Annotated in this window: 21 protein-coding genes; 9 read left to right on the forward strand and 12 right to left on the reverse strand. The window is 72.2% G+C overall.

All coding sequences use genetic code 11. The features are described 5' to 3' along the window. The first annotated feature begins 38 nt into the window (after positions 1–38). Both N912_RS0112960 and N912_RS0112965 read left to right on the forward strand, forming a co-directional pair. The gene (locus N912_RS0112960) at positions 39–398 is read left to right on the forward strand and encodes a HesB/IscA family protein (RefSeq protein WP_028922769.1); all 360 of its coding nucleotides are present in this window, start codon (positions 39–41) and stop codon (positions 396–398) included. An 84-nt stretch (positions 399–482) separates the two neighbouring features. Further along, positions 483–1415 carry a carbohydrate kinase family protein gene (locus N912_RS0112965; RefSeq protein WP_211261266.1) on the forward strand — a complete coding sequence of 311 codons (933 nt, stop codon included), beginning with the start codon at positions 483–485 and terminating at the stop codon, positions 1413–1415. A 54-nt stretch (positions 1416–1469) separates the two neighbouring features. On the opposite strand, the gene N912_RS0112970 is transcribed toward N912_RS0112965, so the two are convergent. Next, positions 1470–2084 carry a TetR/AcrR family transcriptional regulator gene (locus tag N912_RS0112970; protein ID WP_028922771.1) on the reverse strand — a complete coding sequence of 205 codons (615 nt, stop codon included), beginning with the start codon at positions 2082–2084 and terminating at the stop codon, positions 1470–1472. 89 nt (positions 2085–2173) lie between these two features. Here N912_RS0112970 and N912_RS0112975 point away from each other — a divergent pair, with 89 nt between their 5' ends. Both N912_RS0112975 and N912_RS51515 read left to right on the forward strand, forming a co-directional pair. Further along, positions 2174–2677, forward strand: a complete 504-nt coding sequence (locus tag N912_RS0112975; protein ID WP_028922772.1) for a DoxX family protein — start codon at positions 2174–2176, stop codon at positions 2675–2677. Continuing rightward, positions 2674–4053, forward strand: a complete 1380-nt coding sequence (locus tag N912_RS51515) for an MFS transporter (protein WP_051580114.1) — start codon at positions 2674–2676, stop codon at positions 4051–4053. Before N912_RS0112975 ends, N912_RS51515 begins: the two co-directional genes overlap by 4 nt. On the opposite strand, the gene asnB is transcribed toward N912_RS51515, so the two are convergent. Continuing rightward, positions 3992–5908, reverse strand: coding sequence for an asparagine synthase (glutamine-hydrolyzing) (gene asnB, locus N912_RS0112985; protein ID WP_028922773.1), 1917 nt, complete (start codon positions 5906–5908; stop codon positions 3992–3994). The two genes, N912_RS51515 and asnB, sit on opposite strands and share 62 nt — an antisense overlap. A 149-nt stretch (positions 5909–6057) precedes the next feature. On the opposite strand from asnB, the gene ctaC reads away from it, so the two are divergent. From ctaC to N912_RS0113000, 3 genes are read left to right on the forward strand one after another with little or no spacing between them, the layout of a single operon-like run. Then, positions 6058–7023: an aa3-type cytochrome oxidase subunit II gene (gene ctaC, locus N912_RS0112990; protein WP_084210844.1), complete on the forward strand. Its 966-nt coding sequence runs from the start codon at positions 6058–6060 to the stop codon at positions 7021–7023. A gap of 32 nt (positions 7024–7055) precedes the next feature. Beyond that, positions 7056–7454 (forward strand): cytochrome c oxidase subunit 4, encoded by a 399-nt coding sequence (locus N912_RS0112995; RefSeq protein WP_028922775.1) that lies wholly within the window; start codon positions 7056–7058, stop codon positions 7452–7454. 16 nt (positions 7455–7470) lie between these two features. Further along, entirely contained in the window at positions 7471–8001 is a 531-nt protein-coding gene (locus tag N912_RS0113000; RefSeq protein WP_028922776.1) for a GNAT family N-acetyltransferase, read from the forward strand. A gap of 10 nt (positions 8002–8011) precedes the next feature. On the opposite strand, the gene N912_RS0113005 is transcribed toward N912_RS0113000, so the two are convergent. Together N912_RS0113005 and N912_RS0113010 are read right to left on the reverse strand one after the other, a co-directional pair. Then, on the reverse strand, positions 8012–8374 hold the full coding sequence (locus N912_RS0113005) for an NAD-dependent epimerase/dehydratase family protein (protein ID WP_028922777.1): 363 nt from the start codon (positions 8372–8374) through the stop codon (positions 8012–8014). Then, the gene (locus N912_RS0113010) at positions 8371–9513 is read right to left on the reverse strand and encodes a Gfo/Idh/MocA family protein (RefSeq protein ID WP_028922778.1); all 1143 of its coding nucleotides are present in this window, start codon (positions 9511–9513) and stop codon (positions 8371–8373) included. The genes N912_RS0113005 and N912_RS0113010 overlap by 4 nt, the downstream gene beginning before the upstream one ends. Before the next feature lie 108 nt (positions 9514–9621). Here N912_RS0113010 and N912_RS0113015 point away from each other — a divergent pair, with 108 nt between their 5' ends. After that, entirely contained in the window at positions 9622–10209 is a 588-nt protein-coding gene (locus N912_RS0113015) for a TetR/AcrR family transcriptional regulator (RefSeq protein ID WP_028922779.1), read from the forward strand. Between the two features lie 3 nt (positions 10210–10212). Here N912_RS0113015 and N912_RS0113020 read toward each other — a convergent pair whose 3' ends face one another. Further along, positions 10213–10872, reverse strand: coding sequence for a TetR/AcrR family transcriptional regulator (locus N912_RS0113020; RefSeq protein ID WP_028922780.1), 660 nt, complete (start codon positions 10870–10872; stop codon positions 10213–10215). A gap of 63 nt (positions 10873–10935) precedes the next feature. Here N912_RS0113020 and N912_RS0113025 point away from each other — a divergent pair, with 63 nt between their 5' ends. Beyond that, positions 10936–11985: a hypothetical protein gene (locus tag N912_RS0113025; RefSeq protein ID WP_084210846.1), complete on the forward strand. Its 1050-nt coding sequence runs from the start codon at positions 10936–10938 to the stop codon at positions 11983–11985. Here the strand turns inward: N912_RS0113025 and N912_RS65705 are convergent. From N912_RS65705 to qcrC, 7 genes are all read right to left on the reverse strand, one after another. Then, entirely contained in the window at positions 11965–12759 is a 795-nt protein-coding gene (locus N912_RS65705) for a helix-turn-helix transcriptional regulator (protein WP_051580115.1), read from the reverse strand. The two genes, N912_RS0113025 and N912_RS65705, sit on opposite strands and share 21 nt — an antisense overlap. 102 nt (positions 12760–12861) lie before the next feature. Next, the gene (locus N912_RS51525) at positions 12862–13767 is read right to left on the reverse strand and encodes a DMT family transporter (RefSeq protein WP_037064292.1); all 906 of its coding nucleotides are present in this window, start codon (positions 13765–13767) and stop codon (positions 12862–12864) included. A gap of 57 nt (positions 13768–13824) precedes the next feature. After that, a complete protein-coding gene (locus N912_RS0113040) occupies positions 13825–14670 on the reverse strand; it encodes a helix-turn-helix transcriptional regulator (protein WP_028922782.1) in 846 nt (281 codons plus the stop codon). 22 nt (positions 14671–14692) lie between these two features. Next, the gene (locus tag N912_RS0113045) at positions 14693–15346 is read right to left on the reverse strand and encodes an HD domain-containing protein (protein WP_245645264.1); all 654 of its coding nucleotides are present in this window, start codon (positions 15344–15346) and stop codon (positions 14693–14695) included. A gap of 138 nt (positions 15347–15484) precedes the next feature. Further along, positions 15485–17161 carry a cytochrome bc1 complex cytochrome b subunit gene (qcrB, locus tag N912_RS0113050; protein WP_028922784.1) on the reverse strand — a complete coding sequence of 559 codons (1677 nt, stop codon included), beginning with the start codon at positions 17159–17161 and terminating at the stop codon, positions 15485–15487. After that, complete coding sequence (qcrA, locus tag N912_RS0113055) at positions 17158–18306, reverse strand: cytochrome bc1 complex Rieske iron-sulfur subunit (protein ID WP_028922785.1); 1149 nt, start codon at positions 18304–18306, stop codon at positions 17158–17160. The genes qcrB and qcrA overlap by 4 nt, the downstream gene beginning before the upstream one ends. After that, positions 18303–19148 (reverse strand): cytochrome bc1 complex diheme cytochrome c subunit, encoded by an 846-nt coding sequence (gene qcrC / locus N912_RS0113060; protein ID WP_028922786.1) that lies wholly within the window; start codon positions 19146–19148, stop codon positions 18303–18305. Before qcrC ends, qcrA begins: the two co-directional genes overlap by 4 nt. Between the last annotated feature and the right edge of the window lie 7 nt (positions 19149–19155).

Genomic DNA, 19155 nt, shown 5'->3' on the forward strand with positions numbered 1-19155 from the left:
AGTCGTGGAGGTCCGCAACGCGAGGCAAGGGAGAGCAGATGACCGTCGACAACAGCACCACCACTGAGCAGACACACGGCGTGGAGCTGACCGAGGCGGCCGCCCTCAAGGCCAAGGCCCTGCTCGACCAGGAGGGCCGTGACGACATGCACCTGCGCATCGCCGTGCAGCCGGGCGGCTGCGCCGGCCTGCGCTACCAGCTGTTCTTCGACGACCGGTCGCTGGACGGCGACCTGTACCGCGAGTTCAGCGGCCTGCGTGTCGGGGTGGACCGGATGAGCGCGCCGTACCTGCAGGGCGCCGTGATCGACTTCGTGGACACGATCGAGAAGCAGGGCTTCACCATCGACAACCCGAACGCGGGCGGCTCCTGCGCGTGCGGCGACTCGTTCAACTGATCCCGGCGCGGCAGACGATCGTCGGCGGTAAGGTCACGCAACGTGCCTATCGCCGTGACCGGGTCCATCGCGACCGACCACCTCATGCACTTTCCGGGCCGCTTCGCCGAACAGCTGGTGGCCGACCAGCTGGAACGGGTGTCGCTGAGCTTCCTGGTCGATGACCTGGTCATCAGGCGGGGCGGTGTCGCCGGGAACATCGCCTACGCCCTCGGGGTCCTCGGCCAGGCGCCGATGCTGGTCGGCGCGGTCGGCGGCGACTTCGCCGAGTACCGCGCCGACCTGGAGCGGTTCGGGGTGGACTGCTCGCTGGTGCACGTGTGTGAGGACGTTCACACCGCCCGTTTTGTCTGCACCACCGACGACGACATGCGCCAGATCGCGTCGTTCTACACAGGTGCGATGGCCCGGGCGGGGGAGATCTCGCTGGCCCCGGCGCTGAGCCGGCCGGGCGGCCCCGACCTGGTGCTGATCGGCGCCGACGATCCGACCGCGATGCTGCGCCACACCGACGAGTGCCGGGCGCTCGGCGTTCCGTTCGCCGCGGACCCGTCCCAGCAGGTGACCCGGATGGACGGGCCGGAGATCCGGCGGCTGGTCGAGGGCGCCCGCTACCTGCTCACCAACGACTACGAGTGGGAGCTGCTGCTGCGCAAGACCGGCTGGACCGAGGCCGAGGTGGGCGCGCGGGTGGACGTGCGGATCACCACGCACGGCGAGCACGGCGCCCTGCTGGTCGGCAAGGACGGCGTGCAGCTCAAGGTCGGGGTGGTCCCGGAGACCGCCAAGATCGACCCGACCGGCGTGGGTGACGGGTTCCGCGCCGGGTTCCTGGCCGGCGTGTCCGAGGGCCTGTCGCTGGAGCGCTCGGCCCAGCTCGGCTCGCTGGTCGCGGTCATCGTGCTGGAGACCGACGGCCCGCAGGAGTGGGCCTGGGACAAGGCCCGCGCGGTCGAGCGCCTGCGCGACGCCTACGGCCCCGACGCGGCCGCCGAAATCTCCGCCAAGCTGCCCTAGCGTCGCGCACCTTGTTGGGCTGTCGCACACCGTGCGGGGTGTGCGACGGCCCAACTACCTGTGCGGCGGCCCCGTCTCTGAGAGGCCGAAACCGGTCACGAGGTCGTCGAGGCCGGCCTTGATGCGGTCGAGGCTCATGCCGTCGTGGTTGCGCTGGTGGGTGAACAGGCCGGCGGCCAGGGGTGCGAGCAGGGCGTCGGCCAGGTAGTAGGCGTCCGCGTCGGGGCGCGCGTCCGCGATCAGGGTCGCCAGGTGGCGGTGGTGCACGGCGTACGGGCCGGTGCGGTAGCGGCGCGGGGTGGGCATGGTGGCCTCGGCGGCGGCCATCAGCGGTCCGTAGGTGTCCAGGACGTCGGCGTAGGCGTGCAGGAACGCGCGGATGCGGTCGGCCGGTGGGGCGCCGGGGCCCAGCGGCGGCGGGCCGTCGACCATGCCGCGCTGGAGCTGGCTCTCCCGGCGGTCCATCATCGCCTCGACCAGCCCGCCCTGGTCGCCGAAGCGCCGGTACACGGTGCCGACCCCGACGCCGGCCGCCCTGGCCACCGCGTTCATGGTGAGCGCCTCGACCCCCCGGCGCGCGACCACGCGCTCCGCCGTCGCCAGGATCTTCGCCCGGTTGCGGGCGGCGTCGGCCCGCTCGGCCGATCCCGGCGGCGTGTTGGTCGGCATACCGGAATGCTATCCGGATACTCCTTGACAACCGGATAGCGCTCCGGTTCTCTCGTAACTGGATAGCAATCCGGTTAGGGAGGCGGACGATGATCGATGTCGATCTCGGCATGCTGCTGCTCCGGGCTCCGGTAGGGCTGTTGCTGGCGGGCCACGGCGTGCAGAAGCTGTTCGGCTGGTTCGGCGGCGACGGGCCGGCGGCCACCGGGGAGGCGTTCGAGTCGCTGGGCTACCGGCACGGGCGGGCGATGGCCGTCGTCGCCGGGCTCACCGAGGTCGGCGCCGGGCTCGGGCTGGCCGCCGGGCTGCTCACGCCGCTGGCGGCGGCCGGGGTGATCGGGGTGATGGCCAACGCGGCGGTGTCGGCGCACGGCAGGGCCGGGTTGTGGGCGCAGCACGGCGGCTACGAGTATCCGCTGGTGGTGGCCTCAGTGGCGGCCGGCGTGGCGCTGCACGGGCCGGGGGCGTTCTCGGTCGACGGCGTGGTCGGCCTCGCGGACGGCGGGCTCGGACCGGGGCTCGGCGCTATCGGACTCGGTGTCCTCAGCGCCGTGGCCGTCCTGGCCACCCGCCGAGAGGTCGCGCCGAGGTGACCTCGCGCCCGGCGCTGGTGCTCGTCCTGCTGTGCGCCGCCCAGTTCGTGGTGATCCTGGACACCACGATCGTGAACGTCGCGCTGCCGTCGATCCAGGCCGACCTCGGGTTCGCCTCGCCGTCCGATCTGCAGTACGTGATCTCGCTGTACGCATTGACGTTCGGCGGCTCGCTGATCCTGGCCGGCCGGGCCGCCGACCTGGTCGGCCGCCGCCGGGTGTTCGTCACCGGCCTGGTGGTGTTCGTCGCCGCGTCGCTGGCCTGCGGCCTGGCGGCCGGTCCGGCAACCCTGCTGGCCGCCCGCGCCGCGCAGGGTGTGGCCAGCGCCATGGTGTCGGCGGCCGCGCTGACCCTGCTGACCACGTCGTTCCCCGAGGGCGCCGGCCGGAACCGGGCACTGGGCGCCTGGGGAGCGGTGGGCGGCGCCGCCGGTGCCAGCGGCCTGCTGTTCGGCGGCGTGCTGACCGACCTGGCCGGCTGGCCGTCGGTGTTCTTCATCAACCTGCCGATCGGTCTGGTCGCGGCCGTGTCGGCGTTACGACTGCTCCCCGGGGCGCCGGCGGCCGGTCGCGGCCGGTCGCCGGACCTGCCGGGGGCGGTCACCGTGACGGCCGGGCTCGGGCTGCTGATCTTCGGGCTCACCCGGGCCGAGCAGGGCGGCGTCCTTTCGGGGGACACGGCGGGCGCGTTGATCGGTTCGGTGGCGCTGCTGGCGGCGTTCGTGCTGGTCGAGCGGCGGGTGCGGGCGCCGCTGGTGCGGTTCGGGCTGTTCCGGGTGCCCGGTGTGGCCGGCGCCAACGCCGCCGCCCTACTGCTCAACGCGATCATCGCCTCGAACCTGTTCTTCACCACGCTCTACGTGCAGCACGTACTCGGCTTCACCCCGCTGCTCACCGGCCTGGCGTTCCTGCCGAACAGCGCGCTGGTCGTGGCCGGCTCGGCGGTGGGCTCGCGGCTGGCCGGTCGCCTCGGCACCAGCCCCGTGCTGGCCACCGGCTTCGGCGTGCTCCTGGTCGCCTCGCTGCTGCTCGCGCGCGTGCCCCCGACCGCCGCGAGCTACCCCGTCCACGTCCTACCCGGCTTCGCCCTGACCGGCCTGGGCCTCGGGCTCGCGTTCGTGTCCGTGACCATCGCCGCGACCCGGGGCGTCGACCCCCGCGACCAGGGCCTGGCCTCGGGCACGGTGAACACCGCGCAGCAGGTCGGCTTCGCCGTCGGCATCGCGGCCGTCGTCGGCGCGGCCGGCCCCGACCAGGCCACGGGCTACCTCATCGACGCCGCGCTGGCCGCCGTGGCCCTGACGCTGGCGCTGGTCACACCTGGACGGGGTAGTGCGGCTCGGGGATCTCGGGGCGGATCCGCCGCTCCACCGTGATGCCGTGCCAGATCATGAACACCAGCAGGGTCCAGATCCGGCGGCTGTGGTCGGTCGGCCCGGTGCGGTGCTCGTCGAGCATCCGCTGCACGGCGGCCAGGTCCAGCAGGTGGTCGGTCTGGCTGTCCCGGATGATCCCGGTCGCCCAGGAGTACATCTCGTCGCGCAGCCAGTGCCGGATCGGCACCGGGAAGCCCAGCTTGCGCCGGTGCAGCACGTGCGCCGGCACGATGCCCTCCAGCGCCCGGCGCAGCGCGTACTTCGTCGTCCCCGAGCCGTCGGTACGCCCGGCGATCTTCTCCGCGAGCGGGATCTCGGCGGCCACCTCGAACACCTCGGGGTCCAGGAACGGCACCCGCAGCTCCAGCGAGTTCGCCATGGTCATCTTGTCCGCCTTGACCAGGATGTCGCCGCGCAGCCAGGTGAACAGGTCCACGTGCTGCATCCGGGCCACCGGGTCCCAACCGGCCGACTCGCGGTACCACTTCGCGGTGATGTCGGTGAACGAGCGGCGGGGGTCGTAGGTGCGCAGCACGGTGGCCAGCTCGCCGTCGCGGAAGATCCGGGCGTTGCCGTAGTAGCGGTCCTCCAGGCGCAGCGCGCCCCGGCGCAGCAGGTCCTTGCCGCGCACCCCGTCCGGAATCCTGGTCGACAGCCGGCCCATCGCGCGCCGGACCCCGCCGGGCACCTTCTCGAACGGCGCCAGCGACAGCGGCTCGCGGTAGATCGTGTACCCGCCGAACAGCTCGTCGGCGCCCTCCCCGGAGAGCACCACCTTGACGTGCTGGCGGGCCTCCCTGGCCACGAACCACAGCGGGACCAGCGCCGGGTCCGCCACCGGGTCGTCCAGGTACCAGACGATCAGCGGCAGGGCGTCCATCAGCTCGTCCGGCTTGACCGTCCGGATGACGTGGCGCACCCCGATCGCGGCGGCCGACTCGGCGGCCACGTCCACCTCGGAGTAGCCCTCCCGGTCGAAGCCGGTGGTGAAGGTGATCAGGTTCGGGTTGTGCTCCTTGGCCAGCGCCGCGATCGCGGTGGAGTCGATGCCGCCGGACAGGAACGCCCCGACCGTGACGTCCGCGCGCATGTGCTTGGCCACCGAGTCGCGCATGGCGTCCGCGACCCGCCCGTACAGCGCGTCCTTCTCGGCCGGGCTCGACACGGGTGTGGGGGAGAACACGGGCGTGAAGTACCGCTCGGTGACCGGCTCCTCGCCGGGGCGCACGGTGAACAGCGTGCCGGACTCCACCCGCCGGATCTCCCGGTGCATGGTGGCCGGCTCGGGCACGTACTGCATCAACAGGTAGTGCTGCAGCGCCGGCTCGTCCAGCGACAGCACCGGGGCCAGCTCCTGCAGGCTCTTCTTCTCGCTGGCGAACGCGGTGCCGTCCGGGCCGGTCATGGTGAACAGCGGCTTGATGCCGAACGGGTCGCGGGCGCCGAACAGCACCTTCTCCTGGGCGTCCCAGATCAGGAACGCGAACATGCCGCGCAGCCTGGCCACCGCCGCCGGCCCCCAGTGGTGGTAGGCCGCGACGACCACCTCGCTGTCGCCGTCGGTCGCGAACTCGGCGCCGTGCTCGGCGATGAGCTGTTCGCGCAGCTCCAGGTAGTTGTAGACCTCGCCGTTGTAGACCAGCGTGTAGCGCCCGTGCGCGTAGCGCAGCGGCTGGTGCGAGCGGTCCAGGTCGATGATGGACAGCCGGTTGAAGCCGAGCACCACGTCCTGGTCGTGCCACTCGCCGGTCTCGTCGGGGCCCCGGTGCCGCGCGCAGCGCAGCGCGCCGGTCACCTCGCTGGCCCGTGCGGGCGCGTCAGCCCGCGCCGTCAGCAGTCCCAGTAGCCCACACACGCGGCCGTACGCCCCTTCCAGCTCGCCGGCAGGAACCCGCAGAGTACGCCCGCCCCGTGGGGCACCTCACGTGCGGCGGGTGGGCCCCAGCGGCGCCGACGCCGCCGGCGTTCTATAGGCTGCCCGACGAGTAGTCGCTGTTCCGCCGGATGGCGGGGCGGGCGGCGGTGAACACGTGTGGGAGGCAGCGAAAGGTGAGGGGCACCCGGTTCGGGCGGGCGATCAAGATCGCCGGCCTGGCCGCCGTCGTGGCGGTCTCGGCGAGCGGATGTTCGTTCCAGGAAGTCATCCGCTTCGGCTGGCCGGAGGGTGTCACCCCGCAGGCCACCGAGATGCGCCACCTGTGGACCACGCTGGTGATCGCCTCGCTGGTCGTCGGCGTGATCGTCTGGGGGCTGACCGTCTGGACGGTGATCTTCCACCGCAAGCGCGGCGACGGCGAGCTGCCGACGCAGTTCCAGTACAGCCTGCCGGTGGAGATCGTCAGCGTGGTGCTGCCGACGATCATCGTGGCCGGCATCTTCGGCTACACGGTGCTGGTGCAGAACGACGTCGACAAGGCGGTCGCCAAGCCCGACGTCAAGGTCGGGGTCAACGCGTTCCAGTGGAACTGGGAGTTCACCTACCCGGAGAACCCGACCGGCCGCGACATCAGGACGCTGGGCACCAGCGGCACCATCCCGATCCTGGTGCTGCCCACCGACCGCAGCATCGAGTTCACGCTGGACTCCAAGGACGTGATCCACTCCTTCTTCGTGCCGGAGTTCCTGTTCAAGCGGGACGTCTTCCCGGACCCGGAGAAGAACAACCAGGACAACACGTTCGTGATCGACAAGATCGAGAAGCAGGGTGCCTTCGTCGGGCGCTGCGCCGAGCTCTGCGGCAGCTACCACTCCGCGATGAACTTCGAGGTGCGCGCGCTGAGCCCGGACCTCTACGACCGCTACCTGAAGCTGCGCACCCAGACCAACCCGATCACCGGGGTGCCGAACTCCGCGGGTGAGGCGCTGGCCGCGCTCAACTGCGGCGAGCTGTGCGCCCCGCAGGCCATCACCACCTATCCGTTCCACACCGAGCGCACCCAACGCGGCGCGTCGGTACGGACCAACAGCTGAGGCTTGGGCAGCCCGGAAAGGATGGCGGTGCAATGAAGGTCGAGTCACGCATCTTCGAGATCTGCACGGTGTTCTTCTTCGTCTGCGCCGTGGTGTACTGGCTGCTCTCCTACGAGCCGGTCGGCATCGTCGGCCTGACCCTCACCGGCGGCCTCTCGCTGATCATCGGCACCTACTTCCGGTTCGTGTCCCGCCGGCTGGAGGGGCGCCCGGAGGACAATCCGGAGGCCGAGGTCGCCGACGGCGCCGGCGACATGGGGTTCTTCAGCCCGGGCAGCTACTGGCCGATCGGGGTGGCCTTCGCCGTCGCGATGGCCGGGGTCAGCGTCGCCTACTGGCTGCCATGGGCCATCGTCATCTCCGGGGTGGTCCTCCTGATCATGGTGGGTGGCCTGCTCTTCGAGTATCACCTACCGCCGTCCGGGCACTAGATCACCAGGCCTGGGGGTGATCTCCAGCCCTCGGCTCATCCTGCGAACGCTCACCGCCGCCGAGGCGGAGCGAGCGCTGGACGGGCCCGCGTCGGACCGTCCGGGTTTCGCGGACGGTTATCCGTCCACGTTCGCCACCGAAGTGCTCCGCCTGGTGGCCCTGTATCCGGCGACCGATCACAACCTCGGCGGCGGCATGCCGGACCTGGGGCCGTGGCTGGTCGAGCGGCGCTCCGACAACGCGATCATCGGGACGGTCAGCTGCGCGCGGATGACCGACCCTTCGGCGGTCACCGTCGGCTACGACCTGGCGCCGTCCTGCTGGGGTGAGGGCTACGCCACCGAGGCGCTCACCGCGGTGGTCGCGCACCTGCTCAGCGTGCCGGCGGTGTGGCGGGTGTGCGCCGAGGCGCGCGCCGACCACCTGGCCAGCCGGCGGGTGATGGAGAAGTCGGGGCTGCGCTGGATGCGCGACGAGGTGGTCGAGCACGACGGCAGGGACGTCAAGCTCGCGCACTACGCGATCGACCGCCCCGGCCCGCTCTAGGGCCGGTGGGTCACGGCGGCCACGAGGCGAGCGGGTGCGGGTCCGGAGGGGTGTCCTCATCGGAGCGTCCGCCCCCGAGCACGGCGGCGCCGGTGGTGTAGAGCAGGCGGCTGCCGCTGTCGACCAGCGCCCGCGCGCCGGGCAGGTCCGCGTCGCCGAGCGGGGCGCCGGCGTGCACGACCAGGTCGTACCCGGCGGCCGCGGTGGTCAGCGAGGGCGGGTCGAGCAGGTCGCCGGCCACCGTCGGGTACGCGTCCGGGAGCGGGCGGCCGCCGGGGCGGTGCAGGGCGGCGACGTCGTGGCCGGCCGCCGTGAGGGCCGAGGCCGCGCGCGAGCCGATGTAGCCGGTGGCGCCGATGACGAGGACCTTCATGCGGGTACGACCTCCGTGGTGAGCAGCTGCGTCGTGCCGGTCTCGGCGGCCCGCGCGATCGCCTCGAGCGTGCGCTGGATCCGGGCCGCGGTGTGGAACGTGGGCAGCTCGGCCGGGCCGCCGTCGAGTGCGCGGCCGAGCAAGCGGTAGAGGCCGGCGACGTTCGCGGCCGGGTCGTCCGGAACACCCGGGGGCGCGACCCGGTACCGCTCCGGGACGGCCAGCTCTCCCGGCGTGCCGCCGGCCGGCGCGAACCGGACCCGCCAGGACGCCCAGTTGCTGTAGTGGCCGGGGCTCGCGGGCGTGACCGTCAGCGTGCCCTCGGTGCCGGTGAGCCGCAGGTGAAAGCCGTCCGGGGCGGAGCCGTTGCCGCCCTGCAGGGTGATCGAGGCGACCGCGCCGCCGGCGAACCGCCCGGCGACGGCCACCTGGCCGGCGACCTCGTTCGCGACCGCCTCGCCGGTCTCCACGCCGGTCTCCACGAGGCGCACCCGATCGTGCCGGTTCGCGGTCACGGCGGCGACCTCGGCCAGCTCGCCGGCGACCAGCTCGACGGCCGCGACCGTGTGGCCGACCATGATCGTGAGCACGTCGTTGGCGGTGCCGGCCGCCGTGCCCCAGGCCAGGTCGCGGAGGATCCGGCTGCCGCCGAGCGGATCGGCGCCGCCCGTGAACGCGACCGACTCCACCGCTCCGAGGCGCCCCTGCCTGACCAGGTCGCGGACGAAGCGGGCGCCGGGGGAGGCGTACACCTGCAGGCCGATCGCGTGCCGCACGCCGGCCGCGTCCGCCTTCGCGGCCAGCTCGGCCGCCTCGCCGGCGGTGACCGTGAGCGGCCACTCGACGAGCACGTGCTTGCCGGCGTCGAGCGCGGCCCGGACGGCCGGCGCGTGGTCGGGCGCCTTCACCGACACGACGACGAGGTCGACGTCGGGGTGGTTGGCCAGGGCGGGGGCGCCGGCGAAGGCGTGCCGCGCCCCGAACGCGTCGGCGGCCGCTCTGGCGCTCGCTTCGCGCGTCGTGGCGACCGCCACGAGCTCGTACTCGTCGAGCCCGGCCAGCGCCGGCACGTGCGCCGAGGCGGCCCACCCGCGCGTCGCGCTGGCGCCGACGATCCCGACCCGGATCCTGTCGGTCATGGCTGTCCCTTCTAGTTTTGTATCTGCCGGTACGAAACTAGCGATGTCCGATCGGGCCGGTCAAGGGGGTAACGTACCGAGAGGTAAAAAACTGGGGAGGGTTACGCGATGGCCGGTGGGCGGCCGCGCGCGTTCGACGAGGACGCCGCGCTGGACCGGGCGCTGGAGGTGTTCTGGCGCCAGGGGTACGAGGGCACGGCGCTGTCCGACCTCACCGAGGCGATGGGAATCAACCGGCCCAGCCTCTACGGCGCCTTCGGCAACAAGGAGGCGCTGTTCCGCCGGGTGCTGGACCGCTACATCGACGGGCCGGGCGGGTTCGCCGCCGCCGCGCTGGCCGAGCCGCGCGCCCGGGACGTGGTCGAGCGGATCCTGACCGGGGCGGTGGGGCTGACCACCGACTCGGGGCACCCGGGGTGCCTGAGCGTGCACAACGTGCAGGCCTGCGGCACGGACTGCGAGCCGGTGCGCAAGGCGGTGGTCGACCGCCGCACCGCCGCGTGGGCCGCGCTCCGGGAGCGGCTGGAGCGGGCGCGGGACGAGCGCGATCTGCCCCGCGACGCCGACCCGGCCGCCCTGGCCCGGTACGTCCTCACGGTCTCCGACGGCATCGCCACCCAGGCGGCCAGCGGCGCCACCCCCGATGACCTGCGGAGGGTCGTCGACATCGCGCTGGCGGCCTGGCCGTACGGGTAACGGTCAGGCCCGGGTGGCGAGGCCGAACAGGGTCACCAGCTCGCGGGCGTACGCGGGGAGGTCCAGCTCGGGCTTGGTGCGCAGCAGGAACGGCAGCCGGTCCAGCGAGCGCTGGATGGTCGCGGCCATCACGAACGTGTCGAAGCTCCGGAACTCCCCGCCGGCCTGGCCTCGGCGCAGGATGTCCTGGATGTGGCCGAGCACGCCACGGTCGGTGTCGGCGTCGTACGCGGCGTCGTGACCCTCCTCGTCGTGCAGCGCCGCGAAGATCGACTGCAGCGCGCGCATCCGGGTGCGGTGGGCGTCCACGAAGGCGACCACGCCGGTGAGGTAGGCGCGCAGTTGGTCGGCGGCGGTGCCGGTGGGTGGGCTCGGCGGCGCGCCGGGTGGCTGGTTGATCGGGCGGCTGGCCGGCTCCACGTCCGCCCGGGCGAGCAGGAACCTGTCGATCGAGGCGTACACGTCGGCCACCACGGCCTTGACCAGCTCGTCCTTGCCGGCGAAGTGGTAGGAGATGAGCCGGGTGCTGCTCAGGCCGCCGCGCTCGGCGATCCGGGCGAACGTGGTGCGGCGGTAGCCGAGGGCGGCGATGGTCTCGATCGTGGCGGCGATGATCTGCGCGCGCCGGGCCGTCGCCGCGGCGGTCGGTTCGGGTGCGGACACGGGGTGGCTTCCGTCGGAGGGGTCGGTTGCGAGCGATTTACTCAGCCAAGTAAGTTCGCCGCGGTGAGCATAACCGAGCACCGACCGACGGCCGGCAACCGGAAGGCGGCGTGGGCGTTGGTCGTCCTCGCGCCGGTCAGCGCGGAGGTGACGTTCAGCGGCGTGACGATGCCGGCCATGTGGCTGCTGCTGCCGGCGCTGGTGGTGATGTACGGCGCGGGCGTGCTGTTGCTGCGTGAGCTGGTCGTCCGGTTCGGCGGGGGATGGCCCAGCCTGGTGGTGGCGGGGCTGGTCTACGAGCTGGTCGAGGACGGCATCGGCCTGCAGGCGCTGACCAGCCCGAAGCTGTACAACGCGGCCGACTGGGGGCCGAGGGTCCTCGGGTTCAACACCACGTACTGGGAGTCGCAGATCGGGTACCACGTCGTGTTCAGCGTGCTCATCCCGGTGCTGCTCGCCGACCTGCTCTTTCCCGGTCATCGTGGCCGTCCGTACTTGCGGCGCGGTGGCCTGGTCATGGCCGGGGTCGGGGCGGTCGTCGGGGTAGCGCTGTTGCGGGTGGGGATCGCCGGTACCGAGGATCCCGGCTACCAGGCACCGCTGCCGGTGGTGCTCGGGATCCTGGTGGCGGTCGCGGTGCTCCTGGTCGTCGCGCTGCGGGTGCTGCCGGGCGGGGTTCGCGGGCCGGTGCCGGCGGGCCACGCGCCCCGGCCGGCCGTGGTGGCGCTCGTCGCGGGGGCGGCGTGCGCGTGCTTCCTCGGCCTGCTGATGCCGGCCGGCCTGCCGCCCGACGGGCCGGCGATCGGCAGCGGCGGGTGGGTGCTCGTTCCGATGGCGCTGGCCGCCGTCGTCGCGGTCGGTACCGGGGTGGCGGTCCGCCGGTGGTTCACGGCGCCCAACTGGTCGGACGGCTACCGGGTCTGGCTGGCCGGCGGTGCCCTGATCGGCCGCACGCTCTACGTGGTGGTCACCGCCCCGGCGGCGAACGACTACCGGTGGGGGCCGGCCGGCGTCGCGATCGGCATCGGGACGGTGATGATCGCGGCCATGGCGTACCTGCTGGCCCGCCTGTCCCGCCGCGTCACGGCCGGTTCAGGCCGCGGCCTGCAGTAGCGCCATCAGGCTGGTGCGGTTGGTCACGCCGAGCTTGCGGTAGACGTTCTGCAGGTGCTTGTGCACCGTGCGCGGGCTGATGGCCAGGCTGCGGGCGATCTCCCGGTCGGTCAGGCCGCCGGCCAGCCTGTCGCACACCGTGCGCTCGGCCGGGGTGAGGCCGGGCAGCGCCGCCCGGGCGGCGGCCAGGTCGTTCACGTGCCGTTCCAGCAGCCGAGCGGAGGCGGCCAGCTCGGCGAGCCGGGCGTTGCGGTCCATCGCCTGCGCGACATGCGGGGCGATCAGTTCGAGGATGGCCCGGTCGCGCGCGGAGAAGCCGCGCCGGGAGCGGTTGAACGTGAGGTTCGTTCCGTACCGGGGATCCAGGCTGACCAGGCACATCAGCTGGTCGAGCGTGCCTCGGGCGGCGTAGAAGTCGACGAACAGCGGCAGCCGGCGCAGCTCGGCCGGCGCGGCCAGGTCGGACAGCGCGATGGGGCTGCCCAGCATCAGCTTGCCCGAGCGGTAGGCGGCCAGGCCCGGGTGCTGGTCGAACACCGCGTGGAAGTCCGAGGAGCCGCTGATGTTCTGCTCGGCCGGTACCACGGCCGCCGCCACCAGCCGCTCGGAGCGGTGGTCCACCCTGGTGTAGGCCGTCACGTCGGCGCCGACCAGGCGGCCCAGCTCGGCCAGCACCTCCACGGGCGGCGCGGTGCCGGGCCCGGTCGGCTCGGAGTTGAGCGCGTACACCAGGTCCAGCACCCGCCGCAGGTCCTTCGACCCGACCGTATGCATACCGGCCATTGTGCCGGTATCCGCTGGTCGAGCGCGCGCAATATCTTAGGTCTGGCCGGCCGTGACCGTGACCGGCGCCCGCCTGGGCGCTGTGTTCTCGCCTCACTCGCCGGCGGGGCTCGATGCGCGCTCTTCGCGGGGTTGATCGGGTACCGGTGCGGGTCGCGCGGTAGCTAGAACCGAGCCAGCCAGGATGAGCAGGAACGCGATGACGATCGACGCGGTGAGTGGCTCACCGAGCAGCGCGACCCCGGCGGCGACCGCGACCGCCGGGTTCACGTAGGTGAACACCATCGCGCGGGTCGTCCCGACCTCCCGGATCAGCTCGAAGAACACCACGAACGCCACCGCCGTGCACAGCACCGCCAGCCCGCCCAGCGCGGCCAGCACCTCGACCGGCGGTACCTCGACCGGCCAGGTCAGCGTCGCCGGCACGGTGTACACCAGCGCGGCCAACGTCAGGCAGGCGGCGGTCAGGGTGATCGTGGGAACCTCGGCCAGCTTGTGCGCGGCGACCACCGGGGCGCTGGCGTAGCCGACGGCCACCAACAGCATCTCCGCCACCGACCAGCCGGTGCCGCCGCCCAGGTGCGGCACCGCCAGCAGGGCCACCCCGGCGAGCCCGACACCGAGCCCCACCCAGCGCGCCGGGCCGAGCCGTTCGGTGTCGCCGAGCAGCCGCGACAGCACCACCGCGATGATCGGCACGGCCGCGATGAGCAGGCCGGTCATCGAGCTGGTCAGCGTGCGCTCGGCGTCGGAGAGCAGCCACCACGGGCCGATGATCTCCAGCCCGGCGAAGAACAGCACCGGCCGCCAACGCCGGCGCAACGCGGCCCACCCGCCGGCCCGCGCGGCCAACGGAAGCAACACCACGGCACCGACCGCCGTGCGGGCGAACACCAGCACCGGCACCGACACGCCCTGCACCGCCACCTTGATCATCAGGTACGGGATGCCCCAGAGCAGGCACATCGCCGCGAACAGAACCCACCCTCGCCGAGTCACAGCGTCCCATCCGTTCCAGGGCACCGACCGTCGGCGGCCCGACGACCAGCGTCGCCGTCACACCACCGCGATGTCTTGAACGCTGTTGCGGAACGCCCCGGGTGTGACGCCCAACACGCGGCGGAACCACCGGGTCAGGTGGGCCTGGTCGGCGAACCCGACGGCGGCCGCCAGCTCGGACGGCCGGGCGCCGCGCTCCAGCAGCCCGCGCGCCCTGGCCACCCGGTGCTGCGCCAGCCAGGCATACGGCGGCATCCCGACCTCCGCGCGGAACGCCCGCACCAGCTGGTACCGGGACAGCCCCAGCCCGGCCGCGATCTCGGCCAGCGACGGCGGGTCCACCACCTGGTCGCCCAGCCGCGCCATCACCCGGTGCGCCACCGCGCCGACCGGACGCGCCTGACCATCCGGCCCCGGCACGGCATGCCGGCGCACCAGCGTGGCCAGCACCCCGCACAGCCGCGCTTCCACCTCGAGCGCATCGACACCCCCGGTCCGACGAGCCATCGCCGCATGCACCGCGCACAGCTCGCGGGCCAGCGGCGGATCGTGGATCACCAGGTCGCGGAAGCGCGTGCGCCGGCCCGGCGACCCGGCAAGCTCACCGAGCAGCGCCGCCGACGGGTACATCACCCGGTAGGCGAACCCCGCCCGCCGCGCCGGCGCCCCGGTGTGCACCTCCTCGGGCTCGACCACCACCAGCGTCCCGGGCCCGGCGTAGTGGGCCTCGCCTCGGTAACACACCACCTCGCGGCCCACCGTGCACGCGCCCACCGCGAACTCCTCGTGCATGTGCGGGGCGTAGCTGCGTCGCACCAACTGGGCGTGCATGAGGTCCATGGCCGGCCCGCCACCGGCGCTGACCCGCGTCCACACCGCCCAGTCCTTCGGCAGGCCGGTCATCAGCGCCGAGACTACTCCGGGCTCACTCGCCCCAGCGGGACGCGGCGGTCCCGGCCTCGATCAGGGACACCCCGCCCTCCGCGCGCTCCCTGGCCAGCTCGCCCGGCAACGTGTAGCGCTCGGCCTTCTCCGGGCGCGCCCTGACCTGCGCGACGATCTCGTCGGCGAGCGTGCGCGCCATCGCCAGCCGGGGATACGCGGCGTGGATCGCGGCGGCCACCTCGTCGGTGACGATCTCGACCCGCCAGCCGAAGTCCATCCGGATGCCGGTGTACGTCAGCGCGGCCACCGGGCCTCGGCGCTCCGCGATCCCGGGCGAGGTGTGCAGCGCGATCGCCTCCCACACGGTGTCCACCTCGGCGGCGGTCAGCCCGCGCTCGGTGAGGAACTCGGCGGCCAGGTCGGCGCCGTCCACCTCGAACCGCTGGGTGCCGTTGCCCCGCTCGCTGAGCCCGACGTCGTGCAGCAGGGAGGCCAGGAACGTCAGCCTGGCGTCGTAGTCCTCGCCGTCGCGCATGCCCTCGTGCTCGGCCAGCAGCCGGGCGAACAGGTAGCCGCGGATGCTGTGGTTGGCCACCGGGGTCGACTCGATGCCCCGAATCCACTCGACCGTGGCGGTGGACAGCTCGTCGGTGGGAAGCGCGATCACGGGTTGAAGATCACTGATGTTCGTCACCCGTCGATCCTCGCTCGCCGCGCCCGGGACCCGTGAGAGACGAACCTGCCACGGTGCCCGTGTATTCGGACGCCGTCGGAGACCAAAAAAGGGGCGTCTCCGACCTGATCGGAGACGCCCCTTCGTGGTGTCCAGTGCTCAGCCGTCGACGTCCTTAGGCCGGCCGACCAGCTCGCGGGTCTCGTCCCGCTGCTCGGACTCGGCGCCGTGGCCGTTGCCGTTCTGCTCGGCGCGGGCGGCGGCCAGCTCGGCCGACTGCTCCGGCGGGTCCGGGCGCAGCAGCGAGCCGGGCACCGGGTGGCCGGCGGAACCGAGCTGGTTCATCCGCTTGGGCACCGGGGCGCCCTGGTACTCCAGCGGGATGGCGTGGCCGTGCGAGTCGACCCCGGCCAGCGGCTGGTGCACCTCGATGAACTCACCGTGCGGCAGCCGCTTGATGATGCCGGTCTCCACACCGTGCTCCAGCACCGCCCGGTCGCTGCGCTGCAGCCCGATGCAGATCCGGTACGTCACCCAGTAGGCCAGCGGCGGGAGCAGCAGGATGCCGATCCTGCCCGCCCAGGTGGTGGCGTTCAGCGAGATGTTGAACTTGTCGGCGATGATGTCGTTCGCGCCGAGCAGCAGCAGCCAGCCGTAGAACGTGATGGCCATCACGCCCAGCGAGGTGCGTACCGGCACGTCCCTGGGCCGCTGCAGCAGGTTGTGCAGCGCGTTGTCCTTGGTGAACTTCCGCTCGATCATCGGGTACGCGGCCGCCAGGCCGTGGATCAGCGGCAGGAACAACGGGCTGGCCCAGAAGGCCGGCGGTATCAGGTAGGTGTGCGCGATGTCGATCTCCCAGGGCGGGAAGATCCGCAGCATGCCCTCGGTGAACAGCACGTACCAGTCCGGCTGGGAGCCGGCGGAGATGTGTGCCGCGTTGTACGGGCCGAAGTTCCAGATCGGGTTGATCTGGAAGATCCCGCCCATGATGGCGATCACGCCGACGTTGACCGCGAAGAACGCGCCGCCCTTGGCCGCGAAGGTGGGCATGATCCGGATGCCGACCACGTTCTTCTCGGTGCGGCCGGGGCCGGGGAACTGGGTGTGCTTCTGGTACCAGACCAGGCCCACGTGCACCGCGATGAGCGCCAGCAGGATGCCCGGCAGCAGGAGCACGTGCACGATGTAGAGCCGGGGGATGAGCTCGGTGCCAGGGAACTCACCGCCGAAGATCAGCCAGTGCACCCAGGTGCCCATCACCGGGACCGAGAGCACGAACCCGGACATGATCCGCAGGCCGGTGCCGGAGAGCAGGTCGTCGGGCAGCGAGTAGCCGGTGAAGCCCTCCAGGAAGCCCATCAGCAGCAGCACGACGCCGATCAGCCAGTTCGTCTCGCGCGGCTTGCGGAACGCTCCGGTGAAGAACGTCCGGAACATGTGCACCATCATCGCGGCCATGAACAGCAGCGCCGCCCAGTGGTGCACCTGGCGCACGAACAGCCCGCCGCGCACGTCGAAGGAGATCTCCAGCGCGCTCTCGTACGCCCGGGACATGCCCAGGCCGCGCAGGTTGTCGAACACCCCGTTGTAGGTGACCTCCTCCATCGAGGGGTCGAAGAACAGCCCGAGGTAGGTGCCGGAGAGCAGCAGCACGATGAAGCTGTACAGGGCGATCTCGCCGAGCATGAACGACCAGTGCGTCGGGAAGACCTTGTTGAACTGCTTGCGCAGCCCGCCGGCCGGGTGGAACCGCTGGTCGAGCTCGTCCAGTCCCTCGGCGGCCTTGGCCTTCAGACCCCCCGAGCTTGTCGTGGGGGTGGTGATGGAACTCATGATCTCCGCTCCCAGAAGCCAGGTCCGACAGCCTCGTTGAAATCGCCTCTCGCTATGAAGTATCCCTCGCTGTCCACGGTGATGGGAAGTTCGGGAAGCGCGCGGGTGGCCGGGCCGAAGATGGGCTTGCCGTACTCGGTCGCCAGGAACTGCGACTGGTGACACGGGCAGAGGATCCGGTTCGTCTGCGCCTCGTACAGCGAGGTCGGGCAGCCGAGGTGGGTGCAGACCTTGGAGTAGGCATAGTAGTCGCCGTAGTGGTAGTCCTCCTGGCCGGCGCGCTGGGTGACCCGCTCACCGGGGCGCAGCCGGATGAGCATCACCGGCGCGTCGGAGGCGTGCAGCGCCTTGTCCAGCTTGTGCGGGTCCTCCAGGTCGGAGAGCCGGAACGGGAACACCGTCTCCATGGAGGCCGCGTCCAGGTCCTCCGGCCGCACCCGGACCTCGATCTTGTTCTTGATGACCTCTTCGGACGAGACGCCGGTGTCGCGGCGCAGGTAGACCTTCTCGCCGTTCTCCGGCGCCCACGGGGTCACCCACAGCGCGGCCTTGTCGCCGCCCTTCCACGGGTTGCGGACCAGGCCGCCGAGCGCGACCACGCCGAACCCGAGCCCGAACACCCCGCCGGCCAGCCCGAGGGAGCGCTTGATCAGCGACCGGCGGGCGATGCCGGTGCCCTTGCCGGCGCTGGCCAGCTGCGCCATCACGGTGCGGCGCTCCAGCTCGCCGGAGCGGCCGTCGTGGCGCTGCTGCACCGCGATCTCGTCCGGGAAGAACTTCTTGACGTAGGCGATCAGGCCCATGCCGATGCCCAGCACCGCGACGCCGAAGCTGGCCCCGATGATCGGTGTGTACATCGAGTAGATGAGGTGGCCCGGCTGGTTCGGCGGCACGTAGTGGAACGGCCAGAACAGGAACGCGGCCAGGAACACCAGCCCGGCCAGCCCGGAGATCAGGAACCAGCCGGCGACGCCGCGCTCGGCGCGCTTCTCGGCGCGGGTGCCGGGGACCGGCCACCTGTTGGCGTTGCGCGCCACCACCACGTCGTCGAGCTCGCCGGCCAGCGTGGCCAGCTGCTCCTCGCTCATGTCGTCCAGCTCGGCCTCGGTCGGCCGCCGAGCCGGACTCTGCGACCCGTCGGTCATGCCTTCGCTCCCAACCACAGTGTGACGGCAACCAACGCGGTGATGCCGACGATCCAGGCGATCAAACCCTCGGACACCGGCCCGATGCCGCCGAGCGGGTTACCGCCGGGGTTGTTCTGCCCGTCCGAGACCGACTTGACGTAGGCGATGATGTCCTTCTTCTCCTCCGGCGCGAGCTGGCGGTCGGAGAAGTGCGGCATGTTCTGCGGGCCGCTGAGCATCGCGGTGTAGATCTGGTCCTCGCTGGCCGGCGCGAGCGGCGGCGCGTACTTCCCGGAGGACAGCGCGCCGCCCTGGCCGGTGAAGTTGTGGCACGAGGCGCAGTTCAGCCGGAACAGCTCGCCGCCCCGGGCCGGGTCGCCGCCGCGCAGCGCCAGCCCGTGCTCCGCCGGCCGCTCCGGCCCACCGCCGTTGGCCTGCACGAACGCCGACAGCGCGTCGGTGTTGCGCCGGCCCTCCTCGGTGTTCTGGTCGAACTCGGCGAGCGGGTGCTTGCGCTCGGCCTGCGCCTCCTGGCGGGCCAGCGGCATCCGTCCGCTGGAGACCTGGAAGTAGGTGGCCGCCGAGCCGGCCCCGATCAGGCTGGGACCGCGGTCCGCGACGCCCTGCAGGTTGGAGCCGTGGCAGCTGATGCAGTGGTTGTTGAACACCTGCTGGCCCTGGGCCACGAGCGCGGAGTCGTCCGCCGCGACGGCGGTCTGCGGCTGCGGGGCGAACGCGGCGTAGAGCCCGCCGGAGCCCAGCAGCGCGAACCCGAGCGCCAGGGCGGCCGCCACGCGGCGGTGCAGCTTGGTCCGTGCGGATCGGCCCTTCGAACGGCTCAGTGTGGTGGTGGTTCTCATCGCGGAG

Source organism: Actinospineispora acaciae DSM 45401 (assembly GCF_000620785.1).
GTDB classification, from domain to species: domain Bacteria; phylum Actinomycetota; class Actinomycetes; order Mycobacteriales; family Pseudonocardiaceae; genus Pseudonocardia; species Pseudonocardia acaciae.